Annotated in this window: 10 protein-coding genes; 8 read left to right on the top strand and 2 right to left on the bottom strand. The window is 60.5% G+C overall.

Features of this window, described 5'->3' with window-relative positions; genetic code table 11:
* Window positions 1-372: 372 nt before the first annotated feature.
* A complete protein-coding gene (locus tag IHE30_RS03225; protein ID WP_443193583.1) occupies window positions 373-843 on the top strand; it encodes a GNAT family N-acetyltransferase in 471 nt (156 codons plus the stop codon).
* Window positions 844-869: 26 nt separating this feature from the next.
* On the top strand, window positions 870-1289 hold the full coding sequence (locus tag IHE30_RS03220; RefSeq protein ID WP_337688996.1) for a MarR family winged helix-turn-helix transcriptional regulator: 420 nt from the start codon (window positions 870-872) through the stop codon (window positions 1287-1289).
* A gap of 58 nt (window positions 1290-1347) precedes the next feature.
* On the opposite strand, the gene IHE30_RS03215 is transcribed toward IHE30_RS03220, so the two are convergent.
* Window positions 1348-1977 carry an SCO family protein gene (locus IHE30_RS03215; protein WP_337688995.1) on the bottom strand — a complete coding sequence of 210 codons (630 nt, stop codon included), beginning with the start codon at window positions 1975-1977 and terminating at the stop codon, window positions 1348-1350.
* Window positions 1978-2245: 268 nt separating this feature from the next.
* Here IHE30_RS03215 and otsB point away from each other — a divergent pair, with 268 nt between their 5' ends.
* Window positions 2246-3025: a trehalose-phosphatase gene (gene otsB, locus IHE30_RS03210; RefSeq protein ID WP_337688993.1), complete on the top strand. Its 780-nt coding sequence runs from the start codon at window positions 2246-2248 to the stop codon at window positions 3023-3025.
* Window positions 3026-3059: 34 nt separating this feature from the next.
* A complete protein-coding gene (otsA, locus tag IHE30_RS03205) occupies window positions 3060-4460 on the top strand; it encodes an alpha,alpha-trehalose-phosphate synthase (UDP-forming) (protein WP_337688767.1) in 1401 nt (466 codons plus the stop codon).
* A 150-nt stretch (window positions 4461-4610) separates the two neighbouring features.
* On the opposite strand, the gene IHE30_RS03200 is transcribed toward otsA, so the two are convergent.
* Window positions 4611-6473, bottom strand: coding sequence for an ABC transporter ATP-binding protein (locus IHE30_RS03200; RefSeq protein WP_337688766.1), 1863 nt, complete (start codon window positions 6471-6473; stop codon window positions 4611-4613).
* A gap of 685 nt (window positions 6474-7158) precedes the next feature.
* On the opposite strand from IHE30_RS03200, the gene IHE30_RS03195 reads away from it, so the two are divergent.
* The 4 genes from IHE30_RS03195 (at window position 7159) to IHE30_RS03180 (ending at window position 11889) form a co-directional block, all read left to right on the top strand.
* A complete protein-coding gene (locus tag IHE30_RS03195) occupies window positions 7159-8223 on the top strand; it encodes a glycosyltransferase family 4 protein (RefSeq protein WP_337688765.1) in 1065 nt (354 codons plus the stop codon).
* Window positions 8224-8391: 168 nt separating this feature from the next.
* Window positions 8392-9512, top strand: a protein-coding gene (locus IHE30_RS03190) for an IS3 family transposase (RefSeq protein WP_337688634.1) whose coding sequence is annotated in 2 segments (ribosomal slippage) — window positions 8392-8650 and window positions 8650-9512 — 1122 coding nt in all. Because the reading frame shifts where the segments join, the coding sequence is not laid out codon by codon here.
* 158 nt (window positions 9513-9670) lie between these two features.
* The gene (locus IHE30_RS03185; RefSeq protein ID WP_337688991.1) at window positions 9671-10435 is read left to right on the top strand and encodes a hypothetical protein; all 765 of its coding nucleotides are present in this window, start codon (window positions 9671-9673) and stop codon (window positions 10433-10435) included.
* Between the two features lie 356 nt (window positions 10436-10791).
* On the top strand, window positions 10792-11889 hold the full coding sequence (locus tag IHE30_RS03180; protein WP_337688764.1) for a hypothetical protein: 1098 nt from the start codon (window positions 10792-10794) through the stop codon (window positions 11887-11889).
* The last annotated feature ends 307 nt before the right edge of the window (window positions 11890-12196 follow it).

Below are 12196 nucleotides of genomic sequence, written 5' to 3'. Positions count from 1 at the left end.
TGTTTGCACCGCGCCCCTATGACGACCAGTCGCTTGACGCTTGCTGTCTTCAGCGCTGCCAGCCGTGCAGCGGCCTTCAACGCCAAAAGCGTGTGCTGCTGACGACCGCGTCGACGCCGCGTATCGCCGGCCAGTGCAATGACGTCGTTGGCGCTGCCCTCGTGGACGGCGGCTTCCCCAGTACGGCGACCCGATAGGGCCGGCAGTGGGCGGCGGGCAGCGCATGATGCTCACGCGTGCATGCGCAGGCATCATGCAATAATGAATAGTAGTCGTGCCACCTGCATGACGTCGGCGTACCAGCGTGCCATGGTGGCGCACGTCTGCCTTTCTACCTTTGGGGCCCTGTGCGGCCCATGCACGCCGGGATGAATGGATGACATGATCGAATGGCGTGTCCGGCACTTCGCCGAGTTGAGCGTGGCTGACGTCTATGACATGTTGGACGTGCGCAGTGAGGTCTTCGTCGTCGAGCAACGGTGCATTTATCGCGATATCGATCAACTTGATTGGCAGGCGTGGCGTCTGTTTGCGCGCGATACGCGCTTGCCGGGCCGTCCGTGCGCGGGCTATCTCCGGGTGCTGTCCGCCGCGCAGCACGATGCGCGCGCCGATCGCGTCATCGGCCGTGTGCTGGCCTCGCCGCGCCATCGTGGCGATGGGTTGGGCCGCGCGTTGATGGCCCAGGCGCTCGACCCTATCGGCTCGCGCTGGCCAAGCACGGCGGTGCGGCTGCACGCGCAGGTGCACCTGCCGTGCTTTTACCGCGGGTTCGGATTCGAGCCGATCTCCGACGAGCATGATAACGATAGCATTGCATCTATCTGGATGCGTCGCCTTTGACCGATAACCGCCTTCGCGCCAACACGATGAAGAACGCCGCTACAAGCGCTGTCCTGACCAAGCAGGATTTCGAAACGTTGTCCGAGTTCCGCTATCAGATGCGGCGGTTCCAGCGTTTCTCGGAAAACGCTGCGCAAAGTGAAGGCATCACGCCGTTGCAATACCTGCTGCTGTTGCATGTTAAGGGTTTCCCGGGTCGCGAGTGGGCGACCATCGGTGAGTTGGCTGAACGGCTGCAAGCCCAACCGCATGGCGTGGTGGCGCTGGTCACGCGCTGCGAGGCGTTGGAATTAGTCAAGCGCGTGCAAAGCGAAGTGGACCGGCGACAGGTCCAGGTGCATCTTTTGAAGAAAGGCGAGTGCGTGCTGGGTCAGCTTGCGTCGCTGCATCACGCGGAACTCAAGTCGCTGCGCGGTATGTTCAAGGTGCCCAAGCTCGATTACTGAACCAGGCTCGCGCGTTGCGACGTGCATCGCGCGTGCACAACTCGGCGATGGAGCGGCGTCAGGACGTTTGCTCGATCAGGTGCTTCAAGTCGTCGGTGATCATGTTGGCGGAGTCGGATGCGGTAGCGAGCAGGCGCGCGCGGCCGGTACGATCGAACACATAGACCGCCGAGCTGTGCGTGACCTCGTAGTTTCCGTTGCCGTCGGGTTTTTCGGCCTGGTACGCGACGCGATAGCGTCGCGCCAAATTAGCGATCTGTTTTTCGGAGCCGCTTAGGCCGACCACGTGTTGTGGATCGAACGCCTGTACATAAGTATGCAATGTCTGCGGCGTGTCCCGGTGGGGATCGACCGAAATAAACAGAATGCGCACGTCGCGGGCGTCGTCGCCCAATTGCTCGACCACTTGCATCAACCGGGCCATGGTCTCCGGGCATACATCCGGACAATGCGTGTAGCCAAAGAAGACTAGCGTGGTTTTGCCGGCGAACGACGCGCCGGACACAGTCTGCCCGTTGTCTGCCTGCAGCGAGAAGCCAAGATCCGGCAGGTGGCCGGAGACGTTGGTCAGTTTCCATTGGCCGGTATCCCGCGTGCACGCCGACAATGCGACCAATAGGCCGACGCACGCGGCGAGCACGGTGTGGCGCAGCACCGATTGACGGCGGGGCGCGCGCGGAATGCGCATACGCGATCGGGGCAACGGGATGAACATCGGCAAACGGAACACAGGTAGGGGCTTGGCGCGGAGCGTATCGACGCATCCACCGAATGGGGTACTTTAGCGCATTTCGTTGCGCACGGCGACCCATGCATAGCGGTGGGGCAATATGCCGCGCGTTGCCGTTGCGGTAAGATGCCACGACAATAAGGCGGACGATGCGGCAACGTGCGTGATGCTCGTCGATGGGTCATCGTCCCGCGCCGCTGTCTCTTTGATCCAGATTATTCATTCGATGCAACACTTATCCGATTCATTTGCCGCACTGCCTCGCGTCAACCCGCTTGATGCCGCATTTTTCTTCGATTTCGACGGCACGCTGGTGGAATTGGCGGGGGCGCCGGATCGTGTGGTCGTCGAACCGGTGCTCATTCAGTTGCTAGGCGGGTTGCGGCAAGCATCGCACGGCGCGCTTGCAGTAGTGTCCGGGCGCGGTATCGACAGCATTGACACGCTGCTCGCGTCGGACGCGCTGGCAAACCTACCCATCGCGGGGTTGCATGGCGCGGAGCGGCGCGATGCGAATGGCGGCGTGTTGCGCGTGGGGTTCAACGATCCACGACTCGCGTGCATCGAACGGGCGCTCGAGCGTGTGGTCGGTAACAATCCCGGCATGCTGCTCGAGATCAAGGGCGCGGCGCTTGCGCTGCACTATCGAAATGCGCCGGATCGAGAACTGGTGGCACGACGCGAGACCGAGCGGTGGTGCATTGAATACAGCGATGCGTATGTGCTGCAGCCCGGCAAGATGGTGTACGAAATCAAGCCGAAGCATGTCGACAAAGGGCGGGCGATCGCGGCATTTCTCGACGAGCCGCCGTTCGCGGGTCGCGTGCCGGTTTTTGCGGGCGATGACCTGACGGACGAAAAGGGCTTCGACGTGGTCAACGCGCGCGGCGGCGTGTCGATCAAGATTGGTGACGGCGATACTCGGGCCGGTGCCAGAGTTCCTTCGGTCACCGCATTCCGTGAATGGCTCGCGACGCTAATTGGCGCGCGGCCGCCGCGCGCGTGAACCGCCGGATGCACGGCGACCTGTACGGTGCCGCATGAGCCGGTTGATCATCGTTTCAAACCGGGTTGCGCCGATTTCCGAGGGAGGGCCCGCAGCCGGCGGACTGGCGATCGGCGTCTATGACGCGCTAAAAGAGACTGGCGGCATGTGGTTCGGCTGGAGCGGCGACACGCAGTCCGGTCCGATCGGGCCGATCAAGCTCGAGGAGCGTGGCCCGGTGACTTTTGCGACGATCGCGCTGTCCCGGCGCGACTACGAGCAATACTATCGCGGCTTTTCGAACGCGATGCTATGGCCGACGTTCCACTATCGCTGCGACCTTGCCCATTTTGAGCGGCAGGAGTTTGACGGTTACTGCCGGGTCAATCGATGGCTGGCGGACCAGTTGGTGCCGCTGATCCGGCCCGACGATGTGATCTGGGTCCACGACTATCATCTGATTCCGTTTGCCCAGGCGCTGCGTGCGCGGCATGTGGCGAACCGTATCGGCTTCTTCCTTCATATTCCGTTTCCGCCCGCGCAGTTGCTGTTGACCGTCCCGCCGCATGAGGAACTGATGCGGGCGCTGTGTTGCTTCGATCTGGTCGGTTTCCAGACTGAAGGGGATCTGCGTGCATTCGTCGACTACATCGAGCATGAGGCACAGGGGCAGGTCGAACGTCGCATCGACGCCAGGGTATGCAGCGTGCGAGCGTATGATCGCACGCTGCACGCCGGCGCCTATCCGATCGGCATTTACCCGGACGAGATCGCGCAATTGGCCGCGGCCGGCGAGAGCGCTAGCTACGTGCGCAATCTGAAGGCAACGCTGCATGAGCGACAACTGATCATGGCCGTGGACCGGCTGGACTATTCGAAAGGGCTGGTGGAGCGGTTCCGTGCGTTCGAGAAGCTGCTTGAGGCGACGCCTGCGCGCCGCAACAAGGTATCGTTTGTGCAGATCGCGCCACCGACTCGCGCTGACATGAATGCGTATCAGGACATCCGGCTGCAGCTTGAGGCGGAGGCGGGCCGAATTAACGGACGTTTCGCCGAATTGGATTGGGCACCGATCCGCTACATTCATCGGCAGTACGAGCGACAGGTGCTGGCCGCGTTGTTCCGGATATCCGATGTCGGTTACGTGACGCCGCTGCGCGACGGCATGAATCTGGTGGCCAAGGAGTATGTGTCCGCGCAGGATCCGGATGATCCGGGTGTTTTGGTGCTGTCACGCTTCGCTGGCGCCGCGCAGGAACTGCACGGTGCGTTGATCGTCAATCCCGCTGATCTCGCGGGCATGGCCGACGCCCTAGACCGCGCGCTAAGCATGCCGCTGGTTGAGCGGCGGCAGCGTCACGCGGATATGATGACGCAGTTGCATGAGAACAACGTGTCTGTGTGGCGTGATCACTTCCTTGGCGACCTGTGCTTGCCGGCGCCGGGCGGAGGCTGACAGCGAGCGCGCCGTCGAAGAGAACGGCAGCGCTGTCCACGCGCAGCGACGTCTACACGTAGCGGCGCCCGCAGCAGCGGTGGGGCGAGCGCGCGGGCCGAGCCCCGCCAGAGAGGCGCTAGCCTCGTGGCCAGAGACGCGCCAGCCTCGTTAAGCGTGCTCAACGAGCCGCGGTTCGTGGTTATGGGCCGCTGCCCGTCCCGATTGCTTTGTCAACAGGTCTCGATACGGGCCGGGCCGGTTCTTCAATTCGTCTGGCGTGCCATCGTCGATGACCTTGCCCGCGCTCATCACGATGATCCGGTCAAAGTTCTGCAGCGTCGAGAGTCGGTGCGCGATCGCCACCACGGTGCGGCCTCGCATCAGCCGGTCCAGCGCCTGCTGGATCGCTTCCTCGGATGCGCTGTCCAGTGCGGACGTCGCTTCGTCCAGCAGCAGGATCGGGGCGTCTTTCAAAATGGCGCGAGCGATCGCGATACGTTGGCGCTGTCCGCCAGAGAGCTTGACGCCACGGTCGCCGACGATCGTCTCGAATCCCTCTGGCATGGTCTCGATGAAGTCCGTGCAGCGGGCTTCGCGTGCGGCGGCGAGTACTTCTTCGCGGGACGCATCGGGCCGGCCATAAGCGATATTCTCATACACGGTTCGATGGAACAGCGAAATATCCTGCGGCACCAGCGCGATGGCACTGCGCAGGCTGTCCTGCGTGATGCGTGAGATGTCCTGTCCGTCGATCCGAATCACGCCGCGCTGTGGCTCGTAGAAGCGCTGCAGTAGCGCCAGTACGGTTGACTTGCCGGCGCCGGACTTGCCCACCAGCCCAACCCGCTGACCCGGTTCGATATGCAATTCGAAATGATCGAGAATCGGGTGACGTCGCGGATACGCGAACGTGACCTGCTCGAAATCGACGCGCCCCCCATTCGTGCTTAGCTCGGTGGCGTCGTTGCGGTCGGGCATGTCATGCGGCTCGAGCAGCGTCTGCACGGCTTCGGATAGCCTCGCCACATGCTGTGTGACATCCACCAGCGCGACCGCGAGGTCCCGCGTGCCGTGCAGGATCGTGAAGCCCAGCGAGCTTACCAGCACGATGTCGCCGGGGGTGGCCTGTCCACGCGTCCATAGCCACAGCGTCCAACCGAGCAGCCCGGCTGAGAGCAGTGCCGTGATCACCGCGTGCAACAGCCGCAGCTTCTCCAGGTACAGCAGACTTTGCTGGCGTGCGGTCATCTCGGCGCGCACTGTCATGCCGAAGCGCCGTTGTTCGCGCAGTGTCATGCCGAACGCACGCACCAGCGCCATGTTGCCGATCACGTCGACCAGTTCTCCGTCCACTGACGCGGCGCGCGTCGCGAAGGCCTGATGACGCGCGCTGCCGCGCCGGGCTAGCTTGAACAGCCCGATCGCCAGAATGGCGGAGGCCACCAGCAGTGTGCTGGCCATTAAAGGGTTGACCGCGAAAATCATCACGATCGCGCCGCACACGGCGATACAAGGCGGTAACACATTCCACGCCATCATATTCTCGGCCGTGTAGACCGCGTTGGATGTGGCAGTGATGCGACTGGCTAGCATCCCAGGCTGCTTTTCGGCGAAATAGGTCGGCGAGTGGCCGCTCAGGTAGCGGAATAGATCCTTGCGCAAATCGCCTGTGACGACCACGAACGTATGCGCGGCGATCCAGCCGCCGACCCGCCATAGCAGGTTGTCGGCGGCAATCAGGCCGACCAGCAGACCGAACGCACCCCATAGCTCGAGCGGGTGATTGCGGCCGTGACTGAGCACGTCGATCAAATGCTTGATTGCATACTGTGACGCAAGCGCGCAGCCGACTGCCGCGAATACGCTTGCCAGTACGGTGGCATGCGCGAGCGGATGATGCCGGATGTAGCGAAACAGGAACGCCAGCGGACGACGGGCGTAGCTCGCCAGCCGCGTATTGCGCGCATTGCGTTCGGCCGTCGTCAGGTGCTCGGTCTGGTCGGGGTAAAGCGTCGAATCAGTGTTTGCCATGGCGAGTACGTTGGCCTCGAACAGTGGTGACCCTGGCAGGCGGCTGCCAAAGACGGGATTGTAAACGCGCCGGAAACGGTTCGGTTAGGCGATGTGCGAATCGGCAGGCCAGGCCACGTATGGCAGTGAACCCCAACGGCAGCCGATCGGGCGTGGCCAGCAAGCGACATTTCATGTCCGTATATGACTGTATTTTAAGATACAATTCCACGGTGGACTGCGCGGATTGACTGCATGCCGTATTGCATTGCATTAAATTGCGCAGCCCGGCGCCCGGCCCGCGTGGCCAGCCCTGCAAACAATCTAAAACAGCTTTTTAAAACAAGGCTTAGCAAAGTGTATCCATACTGTAACAAGGTAAAGACTTTGAAAGGCAGGCGTGGATTGGTGCGATGCGGCGTCGATAATCGAGTCCTGTTCAGCCTCTAGGCAGTTTTGCCGAGCAGTCAACGGCTTGACGTTTCGAGCGTTGATGGCTTGCCCACCGTCGGAGGGCGACGGCATTGTGCGCGGCAGACGGGTCAGACCGAGAGACTGGACAACCGCACCGCGCCGGTGTGGCAAAACCGGCCACGCGCTCGCGCCGATGGCGCCGGCGCGGCGGCCCGGGTGGCAAGCCGGGGTTGCTGAGCCGTATTAAAACGAAGTCGTCACTTCGCCTGACTTTTTTTAGGAGTTTACCGACATGCGAATTGCTCAAATCGCGCCGCTGCACGAGGCTGTTCCTCCAAAGCTGTACGGTGGGACCGAGCGCGTCGTGTCCTATCTCACCGAAGCGCTGGTCGAACTCGGACATGATGTGACGCTGTTTGCCAGCGGAGATTCGCAAACGTCGGCCAAGCTCGATGCGGTATGGCCGCAGGCATTGCGACTGGATCCGTCGATCCGCGATACGATGGCGCCGCACATGTTGTTGCTCGAGCAGGTGCGCCGACGCTCGGAAGCGTTCGATGTACTGCATTTCCATATCGACTACTACCCGTTTCCGCTGTTCTCGCGCCAGCCGGTGCCGCATTTGACGACATTGCACGGCCGGCTCGACTTGCCCGAGTTGCAGCCGATCTTCAACGTGTTCAACGACGTGCCGGTCGTGTCGATCTCCGACAATCAGCGCAATCCGTTGTCGCAGGCCAATTGGCTCTCGACCGTGCATCATGGCCTGCCCATCGATCTGCTCACGCCGCGCACTGACATCGAGCCGAGCTATCTAGCCTTCCTGGGTCGTATTTCGCCAGAAAAGCGCGTAGATACAGCGATCCGGATCGCACAGCAGTGCGGCATGAAGATCAAGATCGCCGCGAAGCTCGACAAGGCCGATCGTGCCTATTACGAGGAACAGATCAAGCCGCTGATGTTGCTGCCGCACGTCGAGTACATCGGCGAGATCTCGGAAGCCGAGAAGGCCGAGTTCCTGTCGGGCGCGCATGCGCTGCTGTTCCCGATCGACTGGCCGGAGCCGTTCGGCCTAGTGATGATCGAGGCAATGGCTTGTGGCACACCCGTGATCGCGTTCAAGCGCGGCTCCGTGCCGGAGGTCATTGAGAACGGCGTGTCAGGTTTTGTCGTCGAGGACGAACTGAGCGCGGTGGCTGCGGTGAATCGGCTGCATACGCTGCCGCGCACCGGCGTGCGAGCGGCGTTCGAGGCTCGTTTTACGTCGAAGGTGATGGCGCAACGCTACGTCGATGCGTACGAGGCGTTGCTGCGCCGCAGCCGTCGTACCGTGCTGCGCGAAGTCGCCGCCGGCTAAACAAGCCGCATCGGGCCGGTTCGACGAGCCGGCTGCCGCTCTCCAATGCCCACGGTGTTCGATGCCGTGGGCGTTTTTGTTTGCGCGGCAATTGCCGCATTGACCTGCCCCCGGCAAACAGGGCCGGCCGGAGTTTAGTAAAGTTCGTTTTCGGAGAAGAAGACGAACATGAAGAAGCGCTTTACGGAAGAACAGATCATCGGTTTTCTGAAGGAAGCCGAGGCCGGCAGGCCGGTCAAAGAGTTGTGCAGGCAATACGGGTTCAGTGACGCGTCGTTCTACACGTGGCGCGCGAAGTTTGGCGGCATGCAGGTGTCAGAAGCGCGCCGGCTCAAGGAGCTGGAAACCGAGAACGCGCGGCTGAAGAAGCTGCTGGCCGAGGCGATGCTCGATATGCAAGCGTTAAAGGTTGTCGTCAAGGGAAAGCCCTGAGCCCGCAAGCCAAGCGCGAAGCAGTCGCGGCGATTCGCAAGAAGGTGAATATCTCCGAGCGCCGCGCCTGCCGGCTTGTCGGGCTTTCTCGCAGCGTGTTGCATTACGAAGCGAAGCTGGACCACGAGAATGATGTGTTGAGGGCTCGCCTGGTGGAACTGGCGCACGAGCGTCGGCGGTTCGGTTATCGGCGATTACACGCGATGATGGAGCGCGAGGGTATCCAGGCGAACCATAAGCGCGTGCATCGCCTTTATCGTGAAGCGGGGCTTGCCGTACGGCGCCGTCGACGGCGCCACGGCGTCATGATTGAGCGCGAGCAGTTGGCGTTGCCAAGCGGACCAAACCAGGTGTGGTCAATCGATTTTGTGATGGACGCGCTGTCCAATGGGCGGCGTCTGAAGTGCCTGACCATCGTGGACGATTTCACCAAAGAGGCCGTGGATATCGTGGTGGACTACGGCATGTGCGGCTTGTATGTCGCGCGAGTGTTGGAGCGCGCCGCGCGTTTCCGAGGCTATCCAAAAGCACTGCGAACGGACCAGGGACCGGAATTTACGGGCCGGGCGCTTGATCAATGGGCGTATGCTAACGGGGTGAGCTTAAAATTGATTCAGCCGGGCAAGCCGACGCAGAATGCTTACATCGAATCGTTCAACGGCAAGTTCCGCGATGAATGCCTTAACGAACACTGGTTCACGAGTCTCGCGCACGCTCGCGCGCTTATTGCCGCGTGGCGCCAGGACTACAACGAGCAACGGCCGCACAGCGCACTGAATTACCTTTCGCCCGCACAGTTTGCGGCGAAATATCGGGCAACAGCGGATGCTCCTGCCGCTTTCCAGGAGCTGGTTTAAAAGGACTTTGCTAGAAGCCGGCTGGCCCTAACCAAGGGGGCAGGTCAGCATTGCTCCATAAGAGTCCTTATAATGTGCCGCTGAGGCGATTGCGGCGGCCTGCAGGGCGGCTGTGCGACAAACAGGAGAATAATTTGCCGAGGGACTTGCCAAGGGCAATGCGACCGAACCGCCATACTGTGCCAGGCGCCGCGACGATCTTCGCGCTGCGCGCGATCGGCCTAGCGTTGCTTGCACGCTGGGTGCACTCCATGTCGCAGATGGGCTTCGTGTCGATGCTGAACGGTGTCGCATCGTCGCCGTGGGCATGCTTGAACATCATCCTGCTGTTCCTGCTGGTGGCGCTGCCTGGAGCGCAGGCGCGCGCGGAACGGCCGTTTCATCCGCTACCTCAATGGCTGAGGCAGGCTTTGCGTTGCTTTGCGCTTGTCTGTTTTCTGTTCGCCGCATGGTCGATCGGGTTGTTCGTCGCTGCGGCTGGACCCAAGGCACTGCTGCGGGCCGTAGCGGACAGCAATGGCTGGTTGGCCGTATCACCTTGGCTGTATCTCGCTGTGATTTGGATTTGCCGGCCGCGGCCGCTGTGGCGGTCGAATTTTGCGGCGCGGCGGTTTGCGATCGGTCGCTATGCGGTGTCCATCGATCTTGTCACGCGGACCACCGTCGTGTGGGTCGAGAGCCGCAAGGTTGGCCAGTATGATGGCCGCGAGCTATCGCTGCGCTTCGTCAACGAGGGTGCGCCGATCCGTGCATGGCGGCGGTGGGTTCGTGCCGCGCAGCCGTGCGCCCAGTTGTTGTGGAATTCGCCAGCGGCTGCCGGCCACAACCGGCAACGGGTGATGCACGCGGTGCTCAAAAATGACGCGGATCGTGCCGCTAGTTGCGCTTTGGGGAAGGCGCTTGCGTCGCTCAGCGCTGCGTGATCCATGGCTGCCAGCGGATTGAGTTGGTCTGCGGGTCATGCCGTGGTTCATGCTGTTTGAGTTCCTTTTGTCTGAATAACGTCGCAAGCTTGCAAGCCATCGAACGGTTTTAAATTTTCCATCGCCACGTGTACGGCGCCTTATTGGACCGCTTCGTCGCAGAAAATTAACATCGGCGCGGCGAATAGCGTTGTGGGATGCATGCGCTTTTTTAAGCACGACGCTCAGGTTGGCATAGTGTTATCGGACTCGGTTCTAGGGCGTGCGGCACACTACTGTAGTGTAGCGCGCGCTTTCAGCTAACCTATTAGGCAGTCGCACCTCGTCGTGTTTGTCTCTCGTTGCCGAGCTTGCCAATGGACTTTGATCTGAACGCCGCGCTGCATGATTACCGGAGCGATATCTATGCGTTGGAGGTTTATCAAAAACCTTCGGCCGCGTCGACACCGCCACCAACCAGGCCAGCAGACGTTGCCTTGACTGATTCGCCAGCCAACAGGCCGACTACGTACAACGACCTGCCGCCTGAAGTGATCCTGCGAATTGGCAGCCATGTGCCGATCCAGGATGTTGGCAGCTTTGGAGCAGTCAATAGCCGAACTTACCATTTAATGAAGGATCGGCGAACAGTTTGGCGATTTTGGAGGCGTGCCGAAAGGGCTGTCAGCCTTTCAGCGATGAATACCATAATTTGGGACTTTAGTGGCCTTATCGAGGATCCCGAGCAGCGTGTAGAGCCTATTGAAATGCTGCGGCAGCGTCTCATGACGCTGCCCCGCGAGGAGCGAGTCGAAGCTTTTGAGCGACTGTACTTTGCGGCTGATGCTGTACCAAAAGAAGGAGCGCAGATACAGAGGGCGATGATGGCAATGCTTGGTGATTTTCCGCTCTCCGAGCGTACTCTGTTATTCCGCTATTTAAGCGCGATGGTGGAACGACGTAGCCCTGAGCAGGAAAATCTTTGGCCAGATCTTGCACTCCAGTTACTGTCTTTTCCACTGACTTCGCCCAAAATTTTAGAGGGTTACAAGTTCATTTTGGCCAGAATGCCAAGTTTACCTGAGTCACAGCAGGCAGAGCTGATTCCGGTTTTGGCTGATTTACTGTTCCAGCTTTTGGACAAGTATGGGGATGCTAACACGCTCGTTCCGCAACTGTATGCTGAGTTGCGTGACAGGGCGTTGCGTCTGTCAATGCCCTATCAAGGCGCGCCGATTGGTGCATTAGCGGCGGTCGTATCGGCATTGCCGGAATCCGAGCGGTCTGTGCGCAACGCGGAAATGCGCAAAGTGCTCAAAAGGAGGGGCATTGACTTAACTCAGGTGCCCAATGCCAAGCGGGACTTAGCGGTCAGCAAGATCCTATCGTATATGAAATACAACAGATTTTCCGAGCAGGGACGTATCCGGATACTCAAAAATTTGGGGTATAGCGAAGCTTTTGATGAAGCGTAACCCGGATTCAGGTGGTTGCGCTGCACAGTTCACCGTATTGATGGCGGGCGCCGTAGAATTTGCCGCGATTCGAATTTTTTAACCTTCGGGTCGTTGCGTCTTCTAAAACAACGATTCTCTTTTTATCCCGCCCACGCCGGATATAAAAGTTTTGTGAGTCGGGACGGTATGGGAGACTGCTCCCACTCCTTCGCTTGCGCAGACTTACTTGGGCACTGTGGTGCTTCGTAATTTTATAGTTGACGTCGGAATGTGAGCACGTGGCCGCGTGTTTCACGTTAGCATTAAGGACGAGGTTGTGCAAAGG

The sequence above is a fragment of the Mycetohabitans sp. B46 genome, assembly GCF_037389205.1.
In the GTDB taxonomy this organism is placed as follows: domain Bacteria; phylum Pseudomonadota; class Gammaproteobacteria; order Burkholderiales; family Burkholderiaceae; genus Mycetohabitans.
Note: the sequence above shows the minus strand (reverse complement) of the source record. Positions and strands in the feature narration are given on the sequence as shown.

Bases quoted from the DNA above. Each gene is read 5' to 3' on its own strand.
- IHE30_RS03225 (WP_443193583.1), top strand. From the start codon at position 373: ATGGATGACATGATCGAATGGCGTGTCCGGCACTTCGCCGAGTTGAGC.
- IHE30_RS03220 (WP_337688996.1), top strand. From the start codon at position 870: ATGAAGAACGCCGCTACAAGCGCTGTCCTGACCAAGCAGGATTTCGAA.
- IHE30_RS03215 (WP_337688995.1), bottom strand. From the start codon at position 1,977: ATGCGCATTCCGCGCGCGCCCCGCCGTCAATCGGTGCTGCGCCACACC.
- otsB (WP_337688993.1), top strand. From the start codon at position 2,246: ATGCAACACTTATCCGATTCATTTGCCGCACTGCCTCGCGTCAACCCG.
- otsA (WP_337688767.1), top strand. From the start codon at position 3,060: ATGAGCCGGTTGATCATCGTTTCAAACCGGGTTGCGCCGATTTCCGAG.
- IHE30_RS03200 (WP_337688766.1), bottom strand. From the start codon at position 6,473: ATGGCAAACACTGATTCGACGCTTTACCCCGACCAGACCGAGCACCTG.
- IHE30_RS03195 (WP_337688765.1), top strand. From the start codon at position 7,159: ATGCGAATTGCTCAAATCGCGCCGCTGCACGAGGCTGTTCCTCCAAAG.
- IHE30_RS03185 (WP_337688991.1), top strand. From the start codon at position 9,671: ATGCGACCGAACCGCCATACTGTGCCAGGCGCCGCGACGATCTTCGCG.
- IHE30_RS03180 (WP_337688764.1), top strand. From the start codon at position 10,792: ATGGACTTTGATCTGAACGCCGCGCTGCATGATTACCGGAGCGATATC.